Here is a 20,504-nt window from a genome sequence, read left to right on the forward strand (position 1 = left end):
CTACTTGTAGCGCGGGTGGGTGGTGTGCCATTCGAAGCCGCCACCCATCCAGGCCTTGGTGCCCTTCAGGAACCGGTGCAGCTCCACCGACGGGACGGCCAGCAACTCCTTGTGGCCCGCCTCGAAGTCGCGCACCAGCTGGTTGTGCAGCTCGACCGTCCGGGCCGTGGCCTCGGCGATCGAGCACTCCCGGTCGGCCGCGATCTGCAGCACCATGTTGCAGACCGGCTGCTCGTCGGCGGCGTCCTTCTCCACCGACACCAGGTCGTTGACCATCACCGACGCCGTGCCCGCGGCGGTGAGCAGCTGCCGCACCCTCAGGTCGTAGTACAGCGGCGCGGGCAGCTCGTAGCCTCCTACCGCGTCGATCAGCGTCATCGACGTGTAGAAGGTGTCGTGTTGCCGGGTCGCGAGGTACTGCCAAGCCGGCGGGTAGTTGCCGGTGTGCCGCCAGGCCGCGTAGGCGCTCCACGACACGAACATCGCGAACGTCGAGTAGCACACCCGTTGCACCACGGTGGGAGTGCTGCGCGACGAGAGATGCGCGATGCCCGAGCGCAACCCGACCGGCACCGGGTCCGCCGCCAGCCTCTCCTCCAGTTCCGAGGTGAACTCGGCGGCGGGCGCCACCGGGTCCATCGCGGCCATCGCCAGCGCCAGCCGCGGCGGCAGCTCAGCCGGGATCGCGCCCATCTCGGTGTCGTCGGCGTAGAGGTCGTCGGCCGCCCACCACGCCGCGTTGAGCCTGGCGGCGATCAGCAACTGGTCGACGTCGGAGGTGTCGACGTGGGTGAGCACGGCGAGACGGCCGAACTTGCCGCCCAGGAACCGTTCCGGCTCCTCGAAACCGCAGTCGCCCGCCCACGCGATCAGGCGCTCGTCCACGGCGGCGGCCAGCAGGTCGTCTTCGCGTTCGAGCACCGGCACGTACAGCGGCGGCGCCGTGCCGTCACCCCACGGCCGTTCCGCGTAGCCGGGTTCCGGTGGCAGGTCCACGGCCTCGGGCCGCCCGAGCCGGGCAGCGGAGGTGCCCAGCCCGGACGGCCCGGTGAGGAGGTCCTTCATCAGATGCGGTCCGCCACGATCAGCAGGTAGTGGAAGCTGCCTTCCTTGTAGGCCGTCAGGAACGGGTCCTCGACGCCGGTCGCGACCGACGACTCGGCGCGCAGCTCCCAGTACGGGATGGTCTCCGGCGTCAGGTCGACCACGCTGATCGGCACGAAACCGTTGTCCGCCAACGCCCTGAAGTACTCGCTGCGCGGGTGGATGTTGCAGATGTAGTGCTGGTCGATCTGGCTGACGGCCCGCGAACGCATGCCCGTCAGGTCGTTGGAACAGCCGGTGATGCAGACGTACCGGCCGCCCGGCGCGATCAGCCGCGCGAACTCTCCGTACAGCTGCTGGAGGTCCACGTACATCGTGGTCTCGTTGGTCCAGATGCCGTTGAACGAACCGGTCTCGAAGCCGGTGTCCAGCATGTTCTTGAAGTGGAACCGGACCTGGTCCGCGACATCGCGTTCCACGGCCTGGTTGTTGGCGAACGCGACCTGCTGCTCGGAGATGCTGACGCCGTCGATGCGGGCGCCGAACCGGGCGTTGGCCATGAAGCTCGTGCCGCCGCGGCCGGAGCCGCCGTCCATCAGGTGGCTGCCGGCGGGAACGTCGCCGAACGCGTCGAGCAGCACCTCCGCCTGCGCGGTCTCGAGCCTGTGCATCTCGGCGATGATCGCTTCGTCGCCCTGGTGCAGCACGGCCGGGTCGTACGCGCCGAGCCCGTAGTGGTGGTGGTAAAGGCCGTCGACCTCACCGAGCTTGATGTTGACCGGGTCCTTCTCCCTGTTCCAGTAGTCCGCGACGGAACGCTGGTAATCGGTGCGCAGAACCGGCTTCACAGTGGGGCTCGCCATGACCTGTCGTGCTCCTGTTCGTTGGAACGCTCGCTGCCGAACAGCTCTCGACCTTTGCAGCTGTCGGCCCAGGCGGCGATCCGCTGTTCAGGGTTGGTTCGGTCACGAACGGGTGCGCCGAATGACGCGCTCCAGTGGCGTCGTTCACCCGCGCAACCCCGCTGGTACCCCCACTTTCGTGGGTTCCCTGCGTCCATCCGGATGACAGGAAAGGCTGGATTCCACGTGAGACAGGAATAAATCCCGGTACTTCGTCGCACGACTACCTCACGCCGACTCGGGTCGCAACCGGCCCAATCGGCTCGCACGATTCAGACCCGTGAGCTGCCACGGGAACTGCCCAAAGAGGCGAACAACCGTCATTGAAAAGCATTTCAGTATTCCTCTATTCAAGAATGTGAATGTTTGACACATATGCACCTTTCGACTACAAAGAAATAGCCCCGCCCTGCCGGAGAGGGTTTTAGATGAAGCGAAGCTCCACACCCCTGCTAACACTCCTCCTAATCGGTTCACTCGCTCTGCCCGTGAGCGCGTCGATGGCCGCACCCACACTTACCGGCCTGGACGTCTCGTCAGGCAATCGACGTTCCCCTATTTCCGGCCTGCCCGACTGGTCGAAGGCGGGGTATCGCGGCAATGGCGTGCTACCCGGAAACAATGACGTCAACCCGAGCGCGAGTTGTCAGATCACATCCGCCGAACTCGCCTCCCAGTTCAACGTCCGCCCGAATGACGCTGCCGACGACACCGCCGGACTGCAGGCAGCGATCGACTCGATCCGGACGCAGTGTTCACCGAGCGCGAGCTATTCGAAGCTCAGCCTCATCACACTGCCGGCCGGTGAGCTGAAGGTGTCGCACGAGCTGCACGTCGACGCGGACTACCTGATCATCAGGGGTGCCGGAGCCACCACCACGAAGATCGTCTACACGCCGGACGCGAACACCCGGTACGACGCCATCACGCCCGACGGCTCGGACTGGGACGAGGACGGCATGACCTACGGGCAGGGCAAGGGCGGCTGGCTGTGGCCGGGCCGCGGCCTGTTCCGGGTGCAGTCGCGCGGCGTGCACTCGAGCTACGCCAGCGACTACAAGTCGGCGCCCGCCAACCGCAAGGACATCTTCGAGGGCACGGTCAACGTGCACTGGAAGGCGGGCGCGAAGGTGGCCGCCGCCGCTAAGACCGGGGACAGGACCATCAAGGTCCAGTCCGCGAGCACCATCAAGGCGGGCATGTTCGTGAACGTCCGCGCCGCCAACTCGGTCAAGTTCTACGAGCAGCAGCAGGCGACCGGCACCGAGTGGCCGTTGCTGAACATGCACATGCGGCAGCAGATCTTCACCGTCGCCTCGGTCTCGGGCACGACGGTCACGCTCGACAAACCGCTGGAGTTCGACGTCCCCGTCAACTCCACCTCGGACGGTTCACCGGCGATTGACGGGGCGACATACGACTCCAAGGTGTCGCCGCTGGTGGACCCGGTCCTCGGCGTGGGTTTCGAGAACTTCGGCTTCACGCAGGCGATGCCGAACCTCGACCCCGCCGAGGCCGTCGACAACTACGGCAACATGGCTCCCGCCGACGAGATGCACGGCATCGTCTTCAAGTGGGCGGCGAACTCGTGGGTGAGGGGCATCCGCGCGGAGATGACCGGGTCGCACCCGATCGTCACCGAGGAGGCCAAGAACCTGCAGATCGTCGACAACTACCTCGACGGGTCGTGGAACAAGGGCAAGGGCGGCAACGGCTACTTCCGCGGCTCCCGCGTCTGGGACTCGCTCTACGCCGGCAACACCTCGCGCAACCTGCGGCACTTCACCTTCCAGTGGTCCGCGTCGGGCAACGTCGTGGTGGGCAACGACTTCGACTCCGACCTGAACCTGCACGGCGGCTGGGAGCGCAACAACCTGTTCGAGAACAACAGCGTTCGCGTCTCCTACGGACACCGCTCCGGCAACTGCCGCGCGAACTGCGGTGAAGAAGGCGGCGGCGGGCCCGACGACTCGAACTGGTTCCCGATCTGGTGGGGCGCCGGCAAGAAGGCCGTCAAGTGGTCGGGTGCGTCCGGGCCGCGCAACGTGTTCTTCAACAACGACATGACGAAGCAGCTGTCCACCGGTGGTGCGTTCGAGCCGTTCTACCCGGACCGGCAACGCGTCTACCAGTTCGGCTGGAACGGCACCGCCTACAAGCACCTCGACGTCGGTGGCAAGCCCATCGCGGACTGGGCGAAGAACGAGCAGCGCGACTACACCGGCGGTCACGGCGTCGACCTGTCCAAATCGGACTCGGCCAAGTCGTTGTTCCTCAAGAACATCCCGGCTGGCTTCCTTCCCGGCGCCGCCGAGCCGGGCCACGCGGGATCCGGTAGTGCAGGGGCGGGGGCCGCAAGTTTCTCCGCACAGGCCACGATTCCCGTGTCCACCGCCGATCAACTGAAGTCGGCTCTGGCCAACGCGAAGCCCGGTGACACCATCTCGCTCGCGTCCGGCACCTACCGCGGCTCGTTCGTCACGCAGAAGGCCGGCACGTCGAGCAACCCGATCACGCTCACCGGCCCGTCGTCCGCGGTGCTGATCAACGACGGCCCGTCCGGTGACCCGCCTTCCTGCCCGGTACCGACCGCGGGCTGGGACTCGGGCTACGGCCTGTGGCTGTACAACGCGCCGTACTGGAACATCAAGGGAATCACCGTCGCGGAGTCCAAGAAGGGCATCATCCTCGACAACTCCCACCACGTGACGATCGACGGCGTGACCGTGCGCAAGACCGACGAGGAAGGCGTGCACTTCCGGCGCTCCTCCGCCGACGGCGTGATCATGAACTCGACGATCACCGACACCGGCGTCGTCACGAAGGACTACGGCGAGGGCGTCTACATCGGATCCGCGAACTCCAACTGGAAGTGTCACGGCAACTCCGGTGGCGTCGACAAGTCCGACCGCGTGCAGGTGCTGGGCAACAAGATCGGGCCGAACGTCGCCGCCGAGCACATCGACGTCAAGGAAGGCACACAGGCCGGTCTCATCAGCGGCAACACGTTCAACGGCACCGGAATCAGCGGCGCGAACTCCGGTGACTCGTGGATCGACGTGAAGGGCTTCGGCTACCGGATCGAGAACAACACCGGCACCTTCACCAAGCCGGGCACGTTCGCGAACGGCTACGAGACCCACAACCCGAGCACCACGCCGTCGTTCGCCAACGGCTGCGGCAACGTGTGGCGCGGCAACAAGTCCGATCTGGGCAACGTCGGCGAGTACGCCGTGTACGTCTCGTCCCAGTCGAAGTGCAAGTCCAGCCCCAATGTCGTCTACGCCTCGAACACGGCCACCAAGGCCAAGAAGGGCGTGTCGAACATCCCGGTCACCCCGTGACAACGGGGGTTGCAGGGATCCCGATCGGTGTACGGCGGCGTCGCCGATCGGGATCTCTGGCTACACGGTCTGCTTGAGCGCCCGCACCTCGTCCCGCAACGCGCGAACCTCCTGCAGCAGCAGGTCGTCGTGCGTCGCGGCACGGGGTGCGGGCACGTGCTGCACGTCCGACTCCATCGCGCTGCACACGACGGCGATGAACAGGTTGAGCATCGTGAACGTGCCGACCATCAGGTAGCAGAGAAAGAAGATCCATGCGAGCGGCTGGTGCACCATCAGGTCGCGCATCACGTCCGACCAGCCGTCGCCGGTGGTGATCTGGAACAGCGTCAGCAGCGTCTAGCCGAGGTCGCCGAACCGCGGGTCGCCGGAGTCGCCGAACAGGTTGCTCGCGATCACGCCGCCGACGTAGAGCAGCAGCACCAGCAGCCCGGTCAGCGAGATCAGGCCGGGCACCGACTTCACCAGTGCGGTGACCACCCGGCGCATGCTCGGCACCATCGCCACGAGCCGCAACGCCCGCAGGATCCGCATCGACCGCATCACCGACAGCGGCCCGGCGGCGGGCAGCAGCGCCACCGCGACGATGACGAAGTCGAAGACGTTCCACGGGTCGCGGAAGAACCGCCAGCCGAACGCGTACAGCCGCGCCGCGAGTTCGGCGACGAAGACGGCGAGCGCCAGGTGGTCGATCATGCCGAGCAGGTCGCCGTAAATCGCGACGAGGGACGGTGAGGTCTCGGCTCCCAGCGTGACCGCGTTGACGACGATCACGCAGATGATCATCCACTGGAACCGCGTGCTCTCGACGACCTCACCGATGCGGGCGCGCAACGTCATGCCTGACTACTCCTTGCCGGGGGGACAAGGGCTCTATCGGCCGCCACGACGTCGAGCTGATCACCCGGAGGTGTTGTTGATCAGCTCCAGGCGGCTCGCGGTGCGGGCGAGATCCAGGGCGGTGCCGCCGGCGATCTCCCGCAGCGGGTGCTCACTCACGAGCGTCAACCGGATGTCCTTGTCCACCAGCACGTCCACGACGTTCGCGAACCGTTGCTGTGCCTCGCGATCACACATTTCGAGCCTCGGCACCGCAGTGATCACCCAGTCGTCGTGCTGCTCGGCCAGTGCGAGGTAGTCCTGGGGCGACGTCGGTTTCTCGCAGAGGTCAGCGAAGTCGAACCAGATCTGGCCGGTGGCCTGCGGGGCCTCGGTGCGGATCGCGCCGGTCTCGAACCGCGATCGCGGACGGCCGTGCAGGTACCGGTAGTCGGGGCCGCCCTCGAGCTCCACGACCGTCATGAGCTCCTTCACCAGCGCGATGCCCGGCAGGAAGTGGTCGTGGTACAGCGGGTTCGGCAGCAGCCCGTCCGGCGGGTAGTTGGACGTCGCGATGACCGTGGTCCGGCTCGCTCGCAGCGCCTCCAGCAGCCTGGTCATCAGCATGGCGTCGCCGATGTCGTGCAGGTGGAACTCGTCGAACGCCAGCACCTCCGCCCGCCCGATCAGCTCCTTCACGGCGTCGGCGACGGCACCGCGTTCGTACAGCCGCGCGGAGATGCGTGCGTGCAGCTCCTGGAAGAACGCGTGGAAGTGCACGCGCCGCTTGCGTTTCACCGGGAGCACCTCGAAGAGCGCGTCCGCCAGGAAGCTCTTGCCGCGGCCGACCGGCCCGTGCAGGTAGACACCCCGGCGCCGCTCCCCCAGCTCCTGCAGCCGCGCGATGACCCGAAGCTGCGCCTCGTCGAGCTCGTACCCGCTGTTCGACACGTGTGCGCGAAGATCCATCGCGCTCACCCTACAAAGATCACCTGCCCGCCTTGTCCAGTGCGGCCTGCAGGGATTCGAGATATCCCTCACTGGTCACGGTCGCCCCGCTGACGGTGTCGATGTCGGCACTCTGCGCGTCGAGGGTCTCCCGCACGAGGATCGGCAACGCGCGTGCGTTGATCTGCTCGTCCTTGCGGTTGCCGTCCGGGTACCGCGGCACGGTGACGGCGGTGATCTTGCCGCCGTCCAGCGTGACCTCGACCTGCACGGGACCCCACCGGGTGTCCACGGCGGGCCCGGTCACGGTGCCCACGCCGCCGGTCTCGGCGAGCGGCTGCGTCTGGGTCGTCATCGGACCCGACAACGAGGTGCGGTACCCGAACAGCAGCACCAGGCCGGTGGCGGTGCCGATGAGCCAGACCAGGATTCGTTTCACCAGCTGAACTCCTCGACGTGCACCCGCTCCCGCGGCACACCCGCGGCGCTCGCGGCCCACTGCACCGCCTGCGACCAGGCCGCGGGCCCGCACACGTAGACGTCGCGTTCGGCGATGTCCGGCACCAGGTGACGCAGCGCGGTCACGTCGTCGACCGGTGCCCAGTCGCCCAGCCACGACCGCGGCGAGCGGCGGTGGCCCGGCAGGTCGACGACGCGCAGGCCTCGTTCGCGCGCCAGCACGTCCAGTTCGGCGGCGAACAGCGGACGGTCCCGGAAGCGGTGCAGCACCACCGCCTCACCGGGCGCGTAGTCGAGCTCCTCCGCCAGTGCGCGCAACGGCGCCATCCCGACGCCCGCCCCGATCAACGCCACCCCGCGCCGGGTGCGCACCCGTTCGGTGAGCCTGCCGAACGGTCCTTCGAACAGCACCGGAGTGCCGGGAACCACCCCGGACAGCTCGGCCCGCACGGTGATCCGCAGACCGCGGCCGTCGGGTGCCGCGGAGAGCGAGTACGGGTTGCCGCGCGTCCAGCCGGGACGGTTCAGGAACCGCCACCCGAAGAACTGCCCGGCCCGCGTGGGCAACCGGTCCAGCCGCCGTCCGGACAGGTGGACCGACACGACGCCATCGCCCTCGGGCACCACCGAGGTGACCCGCAGCCGGTGCGAGGCGTTTCGCCACAGGGGCAGACCGAGCCGCCACACCAGGACCGCGGTGGCGGCGGCTGCCCAGAGACTCCACCAGTAGACAGTGGCGGCGGTCGAGGTCAGGAACTCCTGGCCGGTCCACAGCTGGTGCGGCAGAGCGAGCCCGACGCCGAGGTAGCCGTAGAGGTGCAGCAGGTGCCACGACTCGTACCGCAGCTTCGCGCGTGCGGCCCTGATGCTGGTGACGACGGTGAGGATCAGACACGCGGTACCCGCGAGCGCGAGGAGCATCGCCGGGTAGTTCGTGACGAGGTCCCAGAACTCCGCGGGCGTGGCGGTCAGGTCACCGGCCGCGTAGCCCCACGTGATCAGCACCAGGTGGGCGAGCACGAGGTTGAACGACGTGAAGCCGACCGTCCGATGCACCCTGACCAGCCGGTCCTGGCCGAACGCCCGCTCGAGCGGCGGCAGCCGTGCCATCAGCAGCACCTGCACGAGCAGCAGGTCCGAGCCGAGCAGACCGGTGAGCCTGCCGAGCGAGCTCAGCCCGGTCTCCCAGACGCCGAGGTCCGTGATGCCACCGCCGGCCGCCCACCAGTACGTCACGAGCAGCAGTCCGGCCCACAGCACGGCGGTCGCGGCGGCCCGTACGCCTGTGTCGAGCGGACGTCTTCGCATCAGCCCATGTTCGGCAGTGAGCCTGAACGCCACAGCAGAGCCAGCTGTGAGCTACCTGAACCGCTTACGATCGGCGGCGTGAGCAATGTCGAGGCCGAGCCCGCCGAAGTGACGTGCACGTCGACACCCGGCAGCGTCGAGGTCCTGGAGCCGCGCGACGTGCCGCTGGGCGGTCCGCGTGCGATGTCGGTGCGCCGTACGTTGCCGCAGAAGCAGCGGTCGCTCATCGGTGCGTGGTGCTTCTGCGACCACTACGGCCCCGACGAGGTCAGCATGGACGTCGCGCCGCACCCCCACACGGGCCTGCAGACGGTCAGCTGGCTCTTCACCGGCGAGATCGAGCACCGCGACAGCCACGGCGTGCACGCCTTCGTACGCCCCGGCGAGCTGAACCTGATGACTGGCGGCCGGGGCATCGCGCACTCCGAGGTGTCGACGCCCGCGAGCACGATCCTGCACGGCGTGCAGCTGTGGCTGGCGCTGCCGGACGCGCACCGGGACGCCCCGCGCGACTTCCAGCACTACGTCCCGCCGGCCGTCCGACTCGGCGGCGCGGAGGTCCGCGTCTTCCTCGGCGAACTGGCCGGATCGGCCTCACCTGTGACGACGTTCACACCGCTGCTCGGCGCGGAGATCGTTCTGCCCGCAGGGGCAATGATCTCGCTCGACGTGAACCCCGAGTTCGAACACGGCGTCCTGCTCGACACCGGCGACGTGACGATCCACGAAACCGCTCTCACGCCCGGCGCCCTCGGCTACGCCGGCACCGGCCGCACCACGCTGACGTTGGCATCTCGGGACGGCGCAAGGGTTGTGCTGCTGGGCGGCGTGCCGTTCGGCGAGGAGATCGTGATGTGGTGGAACTTCGTGGGCCGCACCCACGACGAGATCGTCGCGTATCGAGACGGGTGGCAGGCGGAGACCGACAGGTTCGGCCGGGTGGACGGCTACGACGGACTCCGTTTGCCCGCACCGCCGCTTCCCGGTGGCCGTCTGCGTCCGCGCGGCAACCCCGCGTGACTGTTGTCAAACGTCATACTTCAGGCCCATTGAAAATCACGTTCTGATCGCTTTTCCTGAGCGAGGCATCCACGAAGGTTGCCACGCGTCTAAGGGGGCATGACGAACGTGACACGAGTGGGCGCCGAGTCCGTCTTCGCCTTCATCGCACCGTCAGGGCGCCCCATGCCCGTCGAGGTCGAGCTCGGCTATCGCGCCGACGACCCGCACGCCGTGACCATGACGTTCCGCATGGGACGCCAGGAGACGGTGTGGCTGGTCAGCCGCGACCTGCTCGCCGACGGTCTCATCACCACCAGCGGTGCGGGCGACGTCCGGTTGCGGCCGCACAACTCGACGACGGCCGTGCTCGAGCTGCGGTCCGACGTGTCGCAGGCGGTCTTCCACGTGCGTTCCTCGGAGCTGCAGGAGTTCCTGAACTCCACCTACGACGTGGTCGCCCCCGGTCACGAGAACGACCACTTCGACTTCGACGCCGAGATGCGCAGGCTGCTCGACTAGCTAGCTCACGCCGTTGCGGATCGCGCTCGCGTACTGCGCCGCGGTCCCCTGGGCCGAGCACTTCTTCATGTCGTCGTAGAGCCACATGAAGCCGCCGACGATCCCGGCGGATCCCTTCCACGACCTCATCCTGCTCTGCACGGTCGCGGGTGAGTCACCCGCCGTGCAGCCGGAACCGTGCTTGCTCCACAGGCCCGGATCCACCTTCATGCCGAGCGCCTGGTTCCACGTCGCCGGGTTGTTGCCGGCGCCTCCCGCGTAGCCCTGCAGGTACACGCGGTCGACCATCGCGGCGCCGAGGTTGTTCTTGAGGCTCGCCCAGAACGACTGGTTCGTGTACGGCGCGAACGTGAACTTCGAGTACCCCAGCCCGGCGGCCATCCGTGCGAACGCCGCGGTGGGCGCGACCTGGTAGAACGACTCGTCGTCGTTGTTGATCGCGTCGGCACCGGTGGCGGTCTTCAACGCCTGGAAGTTGCGGTACAGGATGCTCGACGAACCGGTGCCCTGCGAGCTGATCAGCTTCGAGATGTTCTCCCAGTCCGGCACGGCCCAAGCGCCGATCGACACCTCGATGCGGTTGACCGACGTGGGTGCCTGCTTGAGCGTCCGCAACCGCGCGGGCCAGCCGGCGTCGCCGACGTAGCGGCCGTTCTGCACGAGCAGGATGTCGTTGTAGTACAGGTCGCCGTTGGGGTGAACGTGGATGCTCCAGAGGATCACGGTGGTGAACCCGGAGGCGCGCAGGGTGTTCATCACGGCCTGGCCGTCGGCGTAGAACGGGCCGCCGCCGAAGATCGCCGACCGCGGCGAGGACTGTGCGGTGGCCGGGGCGTTGAGCGCTGCGAGCCCGCACAGTGCGAGCACTACGGCGAGGAGAGCGGGGAGCAGGGGCCGCCTCATCACGAATGTCCCTTCGTCAGGCGGCGGCCTGCTCCCAACATAGCGAGCCGGTCAGTAACCGTAAACGAGGTCGTAGGCGAGCTGCGGGTCGAACTTGCCGGCCTCGACGTTCGGCGCCTTGCCGCACTTGCCGTCCGAGTCGCCAGGCACCTTGACCCACAGCAGCATCTCCGCGCCGCCGCCGGTGCGGGCCGGGGTGCCGAGCTTGCGGCCGCCGGGGTTGCACCACTCGCCGTTGTGGCCGTTGCCGTTGCGGCTGGTGTCGATGACGTACGGCTTGGTGTAGCCGGGGAGGTTTCCGCTGACGCTGTTTCCGTACGTCGTCGAGGCGGCTGTGGTGTGGTAGTTCGAGACGTTGAGCGAGAAGCCGCGGACGTTGCGCACACCGGCCGCGTCGAGCCTGCCCGCCATCGTGTTCGCCGGGACCCACTGCGCGTTGCCCGCGTCGAGGTAGGCCCACGTGTTGGGCGCCTTGGCCTTGAACTGCTCGGTGGCGTACTTGATCATCGCTGTGCGCTCGGCGATCTTGGCGCTGTCCATGCAGTTGAAGTCCGCGAGCGAGTCGGGCTCGATGACGACCACGGCCGGACGGGTGCCGATGCCCTCGGCGAACTTCGAGATCCACGTCCGGTACGCCTCGGGTGTGCCCGCGCCGCCGCCGGAGTGGCCGCCGCACGCGTCGCGGCCGGGGATGTTGTAGGCGACCAGGACGGGCAGCTTCGAGCCGGTCTTGTTCACGTGAGCGCTGACGGACGACTTGATGTCCCCGCTCCAACTGCCGAACCAGCGGGCGATCGGCTTGGACGAGATGTTCGCCTTGATCGCGGGCTGGCGGCCGTCGCTCGCGTGGTCGCGCACCCACACAGCGGGGTTGGAGTCCGGGTCGACGTAGAAGCCGTCGGTCAGGCTGAGGGGGCTGGCGGCGTGGGCGGCCGGGGCCGTGGCGACGACGGCCAGCAGGGCCAGCGCGAGTGCTCTCATCATGGCTCGGAGGCTGGCGGGCCGCGCCTAAGGGGCGGTAAGTCCGGACTGAATCGGCAGCAGTGGAGCCACCACGGACGCGAACGGGCCGCTGCGGACCGTCCCGCCCGCCGGACCGGTGAAGGGCGCGCCGGCGTCGAGCGAGTCCGACAGCCTCGCGTACGCCGCCCACCTCTCGTCCCACGCCTGGATCACCTCGAGGTGGCCGCCGGGCAGGAACCGGGTCAGGTGCACCCCTGCGACCTGCCCGGTGTTCCCCAGCAGCGGGAGCAGCCGGAAGCCGCCCTCACGCCGCAGTCTCTCGATCAGCTCCGCGCCGTCCATCTCATCTCGCCGCCAACTCCGTGCTCGCCCGGTAAGCCTTGACAGCCTGATCGCGTTCAGAGGCGGACCACCCGAGCGGACCGGCGATCAGATCCGCGACCCGTTCGGCCACCGAGGCACCGAAGTCCAGGTGCTCCATGGAGATCCGCGTGCGACGGGCCAGCACGTCCTCCAGGTCCAGCGCACCCTCGTGCGTGACCGCGTAGACGATCTCCGCAGCCAGGTAACCGGCGATCTCAACGGCAAGCGAAGGATCCTGGGCGACCAGCGCGAGAACGTCCGAGACCGCGGAGCCGTAGCGCCGCAGCAGACGCTCCACAGTGGACGTGGGCAGGCCGGACTCGGCGGCGACTCGAGCCCGGTCCGCCCACAGCTCGTGGTAACCGACCGCGCCGCACAACGGCAGACGGGCGGTCAGTGAAGGTGCGACCGCGCGACCGAGACCGGCCACCGCGGAATTCACGACGTCCGCGGCCATCACGCGGTAGGTCGTGTACTTGCCACCGGCGATCACGAAGAAGCCCGGTTCCGGTTGCGCCACAGCGTGTTCGCGCGACAGCTTCGAGGTGTCGCCGGACGCGCCGTCCAGCAACGGCCGCAGACCCGCATAAGTACCAACAACGTCGTCAACGGACAGCGGCGACCGCAGCACGGCGTTGACGTGGTCGAGGATGTACGAAACGTCCTCGGAAGTGGCGGAGACGGCGGCGGGGTCGCCGTCATAAGGCGTATCAGTGGTGCCGATGATCCAGTAAGCGCCCCAGGGGATCACGAACAGCACCGACTTCTCGGTCTTCGTGATCAACCCGCCGTCGAGCTGGACCTTCGAGCGGTCGACGAGAACGTGCACGCCCTTGGACATCCGCACGTGGAACGGCGGCGTGCCCGGCGAAAGGGAGTTCAGCGAGTCGGTCCACACACCGGTCGCGCTGATGACCCGCTTGGCGCGCACCTCGACAACCGAACCGTCCACCTCGACCTGGGCACCGGAAACCCGGCCACCGGACCGCGTCAAGGACGTCACCCGAGCCCGCGACAACACCGTGGCGCCGTGCTGGGCAGCGGTGCGAACGAGGGTCAGGACGAGACGCGCGTCGTCCATCTGCGCGTCGTAGTAACGAATCGCACCGGCGAACTTCGACACGTCGAGCGACGGCCCGACCTGAGTCATCCGGGAACGGGACAGGTGCCGGTGCATCGGCACCGCACCCGCGCCGCCCATCGTGTCGTACAGCAGCACGCCCGCGCCGACGTAAGCGCGTTCCCACTGCTTGGCCAGCGGGAAGAGGAACGGCACCGGCCGCACCAGGTGAGGTGCGAGCCGGCGCAACAGCAGTCCGCGTTCCTTCAGAGCTTCCCGGACCAGCTTGAACTCCAGCTGTTCCAGGTACCGCAGCCCGCCGTGGACGAGCTTGCTGGACCGGCTCGACGTGCCCGCCGCCCAGTCGTGTGCTTCGACCAGCGCGACGGAGAGGCCTCTCGACGCAGCGTCCAAAGCAGCGCCCGCGCCGACCACACCACCTCCGACCACGAGCACGTCGAACTCCGTGTTGCCCACTGCGGCAACAGAGTCAGCACGCCGAACCGGATCCAGCCTTGCGAACAACTTCAGCTCCTAAGAAAGAAACCCAAGAGACAGGCTCAGCGAACGTCGGCGTCGACCCAGTCGAACGACTTGGTGACGGCCTTCTTCCAGTTGCGGTACTCGCGCTCGCGCTCGTCGGCGTCCAGCTCGGGCGTCCAGCGCTTGTCCTCGGCCCAGTTGGCGCGCAGCTCGTCCAAAGACGACCAGTAGCCGACGGCCAGACCGGCGGCGTACGCGGCACCGAGAGCAGTGGTCTCCGCGACGACCGGCCGCACGACCGGCACGTCGAGAACGTCTGCCTGGAACTGCATCAGCAGCTCGTTCTGCACCATGCCGCCGTCGACCTTCAGCTCGGTCAGCGGCACACCGGAGTCGGCGTTCATCGCGTCCAGGACCTCGCGAGTCTGGAACGCCGTCGCCTCCAGCACGGCACGCGCCAGGTGGCCCTTGTTGACGAACCGCGTGAGGCCGACGACCGCGCCACGCGCGTCCGCCCGCCAGTACGGCGCGAACAGGCCGGAGAACGCGGGCACGACGTAGGCGCCGCCGTTGTCCTCGACCGTGCGGGCCAGCGTCTCGATCTCCGGCGCCGACGAGATGATGCCGAGGTTGTCGCGCAGCCACTGCACCAGCGAGCCGGTGACCGCGATCGAGCCTTCGAGCGCGTACACCGGAGCGTCAGAGCCGATCTTGTAGCAGACCGTCGTCAGCAGGCCGTTCTTCGACGCGACCTTCTCCGTGCCCGTGTTGAGGAGCATGAAGTTGCCGGTGCCGTAGGTGTTCTTCGCGGTGCCGGGCTCGTAGCAGGCCTGGCCGAACGTCGCGGCCTGCTGGTCGCCGAGGATGCCCGCGATCGGCACACCCTTCAGCACACCGCCGGGACCACCGTTGCCGTAGACCTCCGAGGAGGACCGGATCTCCGGCAGCATGGACACCGGAATGCCCATCTCGCCGGCGATCTCGGCGTCCCACTGCAGCGTGTCGAGGTCCATCAGCATGGTCCGCGACGCGTTGGTCACGTCGGTCGCGTGCACACCGCCGTTGGGGCCGCCGGTGAGGTTCCACAGCGTCCACGTGTCGGTGTTGCCGAACAGCAGGTCGCCCGCCTCGGCACGCTCGCGGGCGCCCTCGACGTTGTCCAGGATCCAGCGGATCTTGGGGCCGGAGAAGTAGGTCGCCAGCGGCAGGCCGACCTTCGCCTTGTAGCGCTCCGCACCGCCGCCGAGAGCACCGAGCTCCTCGACGATGGCCTGCGTGCGGGTGTCCTGCCAGACGATCGCGTTGTAGACGGGTTCGCCGGTGTTCTTGTCCCACACCACCGCGGTCTCGCGCTGGTTGGTGATGCCGACGGCGGCGAGGTCACCGGTGTTCAGGTCGGCGGCGGAGAGCGCCTGGCCGATCACGAACCGGGTGTTCTCGGAGATCTCCACCGGGTTGTGCTCGACCCAGCCCGCGCGCGGGAAGATCTGCTCGTGCTCCTTCTGACCCACGGAGACGATGGAGCCGCTGTGGTCGAAGATGATCGCCCTGGTGCTGGTCGTGCCCTGGTCGACGGCGAGAACGTACTGCGTCATCGAAGTTTGTCCTTTCGGGATGGTCAGAACACGAGTGAGGCGACGACACCGGCGATGGCACCGCCGACGAGGGGTCCGACGACCGGCACCCAGGAGTAACCCCAGTCCGAGTCCTTCTTGCCCACGGCTTCGCCGTCAGTGCCCTTGTACGAGAGCGGCAGCAGGGCGTGCGCGATGCGCGGGCCCAGGTCGCGGGCGGGGTTGATGGCGTAGCCGGTGGGGCCACCGAGCGAGGCGCCGATACCGACGACCAGCAGCGCCGCGGCCAGCGGGCCGATCTGGGTCGGGGTCTTGCCGAACGCGAGGATCACGAAGACCAGGACGAACGTGCCGATGACCTCGCACACCAGGTTCCAGGTGTAGCTGCGGATCGCCGGGCCGGTGGAGAAGACGGCGAGCTTGAGGCCCTCGTCCGGCGTCTCGTCGAAGTGCGGCTTGTACGCGAGCCACGCCAGCACGGCGCCGAGGAACGCGCCGAGGATCTCACCGGCGAAGTACACGAGCGTCGAACCGACGCCGACCGGAACACCAGGGGCGTACTCGGCCGCACCGCTGGTCAGGATGCCCACCGTGACCGCCGGGTTCAGGTGCGCGCCCGACTTGTAGGCGACGTACACACCGGCGAAGACACCGAGGCCCCAGCCGAAGTTGATCAACAGCCAACCGCCGTCGAAACCCTTCGACTTGGCGAGCAGCACGTTGGCCACCACGCCCGCACCCAGCAACAGCAGGACGCCCGTACCGAGCACCTCGCTGAGGAACACTGACCCGAGACCCACGCTGGCCTCCCAATCATTTTCAAGAACGGCTGATCACCCGGTGGTGATTGAGGCGGAACGTAATGACCCAGGTCACGTCCGCTCAACGGGCACGTTTCGACAATGTCGACACCTGCCGGGTGCGCCCCTGTGACCACTCGGTCACTCTGCGCTAAAACCCCGGTTTTCCAGAGGTTTTCCGACGGCGTTCCAGGTCACGCGACGCGCGGAGCTGTTCGACATTGCCGACACGGGTCGTCTCAATTACGTTTGCCGCCGTGCCGGGACCCATCCAGTCGATCGAACGCGCCGCAGCCGTGCTGCGGCTGCTCGCGCGTGGCTCCGGCCACCACGGTCTCACGGAGATAGCCGACTCGCTCGGCCTCGCGCGCGGCACCGCGCACGGGATTCTCCGTACGCTGCAACGGGTCGAGTTCGTCGAGCAGGACCAGGCCACCGGCCGCTACCGGCTCGGCGCCGCCCTGCTGCACCTGGGCACCTCCTACCTCGACGCGAACGAGCTGCGTTCTCGATCGATCAACTGGGCCGACACGCTGGCCGCGCGAAGCGGCCAGGAGGTCCGGATCGGCATGCACCACGACGGCGCCGTGCTCGTCGTGCACCACGTTTTTCGGCCGGATGACTCCGTGCAGACCCTCGGCATCGGTGCGATGCTTCCGTTGCACGCGACGGCACTGGGCAAGGTGCTGCTCGCCTACGACCCGGACCTGTCGGCGGCCGCACGCCGGCGGGAGCTGACGTCGTTGACGCGCAGGACGATCACGCGCGCCCAGGCGCTGGAGCGCGTGCTGACCGAGGTCCGGGCGCAGGGCTGGGCGGGTGAGGCCGAGGAGTACATGCCGGGTGAGGCCAGCATCGCCGCGCCCATCCGGATCCCCGGCGGCCTCGTCGTCGGCGCGATCGGGATCTCCGGCCCGGTCGACCGCCTGTGCGACTCCGCCGGACGGCCGCGCGCGACGCTGGTGAAGCAGGTCGCCCAAGCCGCTGAAGCTGTTACCACGTCCCTGGTCGACGAGAACTGAGAGGCTTTGGCGTGCAACGGTTCGTGATGGCGATCGACCAGGGGACGACGTCGACGCGCTGCATCGTGTTCGACCAGAACGCCCGGCTCGTCGCGGTCGCCCAGCGCGAGCACCGGCAGTACCACCCGCGGCCAGGCTGGGTCGAGCAGGACGCCGTGGAGATCTGGCGCAACGTCGACCGGATCATGCCGCAGGCGTTGCGGCAGGCGGGGATCACCGCCGAACAGGTCGTGGCGCTGGGCATCACGAACCAGCGCGAGACGTTCGTGCTGTGGGACCGGCACACCGGTGTCCCCGTCGGGCGCGCGATCGTCTGGGAGGACGTGCGGACCGATCAGCTCGTGGCCCAGCTCGAGAAGCAGCCCGGTATCGAGGAGGTGCGCGAGCGGTGCGGCCTACCGCTGGCGACCTACTTCTCGGCGCCGTCGCTGCGGTGGATGCTCGACAACGTGGCCGGGCTGCGGGAGAAGGCCGAGCGCGGCGACGTTCTCTTCGGCACGATGGACACCTGGCTGATCTGGAACCTCACCGGCGGTGTGAACGGCGGTCTGCACGTCACCGACGTGACCAACGCGTCGCGGACGATGCTGATGAACCTCTCCACCCGGCAGTGGGATCCGATGCTGCTGGACTTCTTCGAGGTGCCCGCGGCGATGCTGCCGGATATCCGGCCGTCGTCGGAGATCAGCGGCACGACCACGCGGGTCGTGCCGGGCATCTCGATCACCGCCGCGCTGGGCGACCAGCACGCGGCGTTGTTCGGCCAGACGTGCTTCGAGAAGGGGTCGATCAAGGGCACCTACGGCACCGGCGGGTTCCTGTTGATGAACACCGGGAACGAGCTCGTGCGGTCGAAGCACGGGTTGCTGACGACGATCGGCTACCAGATCGGCGCGGAGCCCACGTACGCGCTGGAGGGCTCGATCGCCGTCGCGGGGTCGTTGGTGCAGTGGTTCCGCGACAACCTCGGGCTGATCCACTCCGCGCCGGAGATCGAGACGCTGGCGAGGACGGTGAAGGACAACGGCGGCTGCTACATCGTGCCGGCGTTCTCGGGGCTCTTCGCGCCGCACTGGCTCGCGCAGGCACGCGGGCTCGTCGTCGGGCTGACCTCGTACATCAACAAGGGGCACCTGGCGCGGGCGGTGCTGGAGGCGACCGGGTGGCAGACGCGGGAGGTCGTCGACGCGATGAACGCCGACCTCGGGGTGCCGACGCCGGTGTTGAAGGTGGACGGCGGGATGACCGCCGACCACCTGTTGATGCAGTTCATCGCGGATGTGCTGGACATCCCGGTGATGCGGCCGCTGGTCGCGGAGACCGTGTCACTGGGTGCCGCCTACGCCGCGGGGCTCGCCGCCGGATATTGGCCGGACCTGGAAGGACTGCGCCGCAACTGGCATCTGGCCGCGCGGTGGAACCCGGTGATGGACGCCCGGCACCGCGAGGACGAGTACGCGAACTGGAAGCGGGCCGTGGAACTCACGTTCGCCTGGGCCCGCTCCACTCCGTCCACTTAGGAACGTCAGGAACGCTGCTTCCTGACCCACGCGGCCACGTCGTCCGCCTCGATCGGCAGCGCGTCCGAGAGGATCTCCGCGCCGGTCGAGGTCACCACGAGGTCGTCCTCGATGCGCACGCCGATGCCGCGCAGCTCCGGCGGCAGCGTCTCGTCGTTGGGGTGGAAGTACAGGCCGGGCTCGACGGTCAGCGCCATCCCGCGCTCCAGGATGCCCATCTGGTAGGTCTCCTGGCGGGCGTCGGCGCAGTCGTGCACGTCCAAGCCGAGGAAGTGCCCGGTGCCGCAGACGATGTAGCGGCGGTGGTGCTGGCCGGACGGGTCGAGCGCCTTGTCGACGCTGACCGGCAGCAGGCCCCAGTCGTGCAGGCCCTCCGCGAGCACGCGCATCGCGGTGTGGTGGAAGGCGCTGTAGTCGTTGCCCGGCTTGACCTCCGCCAGCGCCGCCACGTGCGAGGCGTGCACGAGGTCGTAGACCTGCCGCTGGGCCGCGCTGAACTCGCCGCTCACCGGCAACGTGCGGGTGACGTCCGCGGTGTAGAGCGAGTTCATCTCGACACCGGCGTCGAGCAGCAGCAGATCGGCCTCGTTCACCCGGCCGTCGCAGCGCGTCCAGTGCAGCACGGGAGCGTGCGGGCCGGCGGCGACGATCGAGGTGTAGCCGGGGCCGTTGCCCTCGGTGCGGGCGCGGCGGTCGAACGTGCCCTGCAGCCAGCGCTCTCCCCCGCCGCGCACGGCCTGACCGAGCTCCATGGCGACGTCGGCGAAGCCCTTCACCGACGCGTCGACGGCCTGGCGCAACTGGTCGATCTCCCAGTCGTCCTTGATGCGGCGCAACTCGGACAGAACCGTGCGCAGCTCGTCGCTGTGCGAACCGGTGAGCGCGTCGAGCACCGGGTCGACGCCCTTGGCCGTGAGCGTCTCGGGGTGACGGCCGCGCAGGGCGTGCGCGAGGTCCTCGAGCGGGCGGGTCGTGATGTTCAGCGCCTGCCCCCACTCCCTGGGCCCGGCGGCGGCACCGATCCAGAACGGGCTGCGGTCGGCGTCGCCGAAGAAGTCGACGCTGTGCGGTTCCGACGGCACCGGCACGAAAAGCGTGGCGTCCTCATCGGACAGCACCAGCACGGCGCCCTCGACCTGGCAGCCGGTCAGCCACACGAAGTCGCTGTCGGCGCGGAACTCGTGGAACGTGTCGTTGGACCGGACGTGCGCGCGTCCCGCGGCCAGGGCGATCCGCTTGCCCGGAAGTGCCGCGGTGAGCCTGGCGCGGTGTTCGGCCGCGGCCTCGGCGGTCCCCCTGGGCAGGTCGACGTGGTCGTCCCACGGGCCCCAGCCGTCGCGGATGTGGGTGCGGAAACCGTCCGCGTCGACCAGCTTCGCCATGTCACGGCGTGTCCGAGCCAATTCCGGTCCTCTCGGGGATCGTGTTTTCGTCCAGCCTCCCTGCGAACGGCGGGAGCCCGCCAATCCAG

General features: G+C 68.3%; 17 protein-coding genes and 1 pseudogene. 5 read left to right on the forward strand and 13 right to left on the reverse strand.

Annotated features, from left to right (window positions below; all coding sequences use genetic code 11):
- Positions 1-1,065 (reverse strand): family 2 encapsulin nanocompartment cargo protein terpene cyclase, encoded by a 1,065-nt coding sequence (locus tag ABZ345_RS34685; RefSeq protein ID WP_359858346.1) that lies wholly within the window; start codon positions 1,063-1,065, stop codon positions 1-3.
- Positions 1,065-1,907 carry a geranyl diphosphate 2-C-methyltransferase gene (locus ABZ345_RS34690; RefSeq protein ID WP_359858349.1) on the reverse strand — a complete coding sequence of 281 codons (843 nt, stop codon included), beginning with the start codon at positions 1,905-1,907 and terminating at the stop codon, positions 1,065-1,067. Before ABZ345_RS34690 ends, ABZ345_RS34685 begins: the two co-directional genes overlap by 1 nt.
- A gap of 644 nt (positions 1,908-2,551) precedes the next feature.
- On the opposite strand from ABZ345_RS34690, the gene ABZ345_RS34695 reads away from it, so the two are divergent.
- Positions 2,552-5,290 carry a right-handed parallel beta-helix repeat-containing protein gene (locus ABZ345_RS34695; RefSeq protein WP_359858352.1) on the forward strand — a complete coding sequence of 913 codons (2,739 nt, stop codon included), beginning with the start codon at positions 2,552-2,554 and terminating at the stop codon, positions 5,288-5,290.
- Between the two features lie 60 nt (positions 5,291-5,350).
- Here ABZ345_RS34695 and ABZ345_RS34700 read toward each other — a convergent pair.
- The 4 genes and pseudogenes from ABZ345_RS34700 to ABZ345_RS34715 all read right to left on the reverse strand — a co-directional run bounded on the left by ABZ345_RS34700 (position 5,351) and on the right by ABZ345_RS34715 (position 8,824).
- Positions 5,351-6,130: pseudogene (locus ABZ345_RS34700) on the reverse strand (ion transporter).
- A gap of 60 nt (positions 6,131-6,190) precedes the next feature.
- On the reverse strand, positions 6,191-7,078 hold the full coding sequence (gene zapE, locus ABZ345_RS34705) for a cell division protein ZapE (RefSeq protein WP_359858355.1): 888 nt from the start codon (positions 7,076-7,078) through the stop codon (positions 6,191-6,193).
- 19 nt (positions 7,079-7,097) lie between these two features.
- Complete coding sequence (locus tag ABZ345_RS34710) at positions 7,098-7,496, reverse strand: FMN-binding protein (RefSeq protein WP_359858358.1); 399 nt, start codon at positions 7,494-7,496, stop codon at positions 7,098-7,100.
- Positions 7,493-8,824 (reverse strand): ferric reductase-like transmembrane domain-containing protein, encoded by a 1,332-nt coding sequence (locus ABZ345_RS34715; RefSeq protein ID WP_359858361.1) that lies wholly within the window; start codon positions 8,822-8,824, stop codon positions 7,493-7,495. The genes ABZ345_RS34710 and ABZ345_RS34715 overlap by 4 nt, the downstream gene beginning before the upstream one ends.
- Before the next feature lie 78 nt (positions 8,825-8,902).
- Here ABZ345_RS34715 and ABZ345_RS34720 point away from each other — a divergent pair, with 78 nt between their 5' ends.
- Both ABZ345_RS34720 and ABZ345_RS34725 read left to right on the forward strand, forming a co-directional pair.
- The gene (locus ABZ345_RS34720; RefSeq protein ID WP_359858364.1) at positions 8,903-9,844 is read left to right on the forward strand and encodes a pirin family protein; all 942 of its coding nucleotides are present in this window, start codon (positions 8,903-8,905) and stop codon (positions 9,842-9,844) included.
- Between the two features lie 99 nt (positions 9,845-9,943).
- Entirely contained in the window at positions 9,944-10,345 is a 402-nt protein-coding gene (locus ABZ345_RS34725; RefSeq protein WP_359858367.1) for an SsgA family sporulation/cell division regulator, read from the forward strand.
- On the opposite strand, the gene ABZ345_RS34730 is transcribed toward ABZ345_RS34725, so the two are convergent.
- The 6 genes from ABZ345_RS34730 to ABZ345_RS34755 all read right to left on the reverse strand — a co-directional run bounded on the left by ABZ345_RS34730 (position 10,346) and on the right by ABZ345_RS34755 (position 16,491).
- Complete coding sequence (locus ABZ345_RS34730) at positions 10,346-11,248, reverse strand: lysyl endopeptidase (protein WP_359858370.1); 903 nt, start codon at positions 11,246-11,248, stop codon at positions 10,346-10,348.
- A gap of 51 nt (positions 11,249-11,299) precedes the next feature.
- Entirely contained in the window at positions 11,300-12,232 is a 933-nt protein-coding gene (locus ABZ345_RS34735) for a glycoside hydrolase family 6 protein (protein ID WP_359858373.1), read from the reverse strand.
- Between the two features lie 24 nt (positions 12,233-12,256).
- On the reverse strand, positions 12,257-12,553 hold the full coding sequence (locus ABZ345_RS34740) for a hypothetical protein (RefSeq protein ID WP_359858376.1): 297 nt from the start codon (positions 12,551-12,553) through the stop codon (positions 12,257-12,259).
- Between the two features lies 1 nt (position 12,554).
- Complete coding sequence (gene glpD, locus ABZ345_RS34745; protein ID WP_359858379.1) at positions 12,555-14,111, reverse strand: glycerol-3-phosphate dehydrogenase; 1,557 nt, start codon at positions 14,109-14,111, stop codon at positions 12,555-12,557.
- Between the two features lie 83 nt (positions 14,112-14,194).
- A complete protein-coding gene (gene glpK / locus ABZ345_RS34750) occupies positions 14,195-15,712 on the reverse strand; it encodes a glycerol kinase GlpK (RefSeq protein WP_359858381.1) in 1,518 nt (505 codons plus the stop codon).
- A gap of 23 nt (positions 15,713-15,735) precedes the next feature.
- A complete protein-coding gene (locus tag ABZ345_RS34755; RefSeq protein ID WP_359858384.1) occupies positions 15,736-16,491 on the reverse strand; it encodes an MIP/aquaporin family protein in 756 nt (251 codons plus the stop codon).
- Between the two features lie 257 nt (positions 16,492-16,748).
- On the opposite strand from ABZ345_RS34755, the gene ABZ345_RS34760 reads away from it, so the two are divergent.
- On the forward strand, positions 16,749-17,513 hold the full coding sequence (locus tag ABZ345_RS34760; RefSeq protein WP_359858387.1) for an IclR family transcriptional regulator: 765 nt from the start codon (positions 16,749-16,751) through the stop codon (positions 17,511-17,513).
- Positions 17,514-17,539: 26 nt separating this feature from the next.
- Positions 17,540-19,033: a glycerol kinase GlpK gene (gene glpK / locus ABZ345_RS34765; RefSeq protein ID WP_359858419.1), complete on the forward strand. Its 1,494-nt coding sequence runs from the start codon at positions 17,540-17,542 to the stop codon at positions 19,031-19,033.
- A gap of 5 nt (positions 19,034-19,038) precedes the next feature.
- On the opposite strand, the gene ABZ345_RS34770 is transcribed toward glpK (ABZ345_RS34765), so the two are convergent.
- Positions 19,039-20,415: an aminopeptidase P family protein gene (locus ABZ345_RS34770; protein ID WP_359858390.1), complete on the reverse strand. Its 1,377-nt coding sequence runs from the start codon at positions 20,413-20,415 to the stop codon at positions 19,039-19,041.
- Positions 20,416-20,504 lie beyond the last annotated feature (89 nt).

This window comes from Lentzea sp. NPDC005914 (assembly GCF_040629405.1).
Classification (GTDB): domain Bacteria; phylum Actinomycetota; class Actinomycetes; order Mycobacteriales; family Pseudonocardiaceae; genus Lentzea.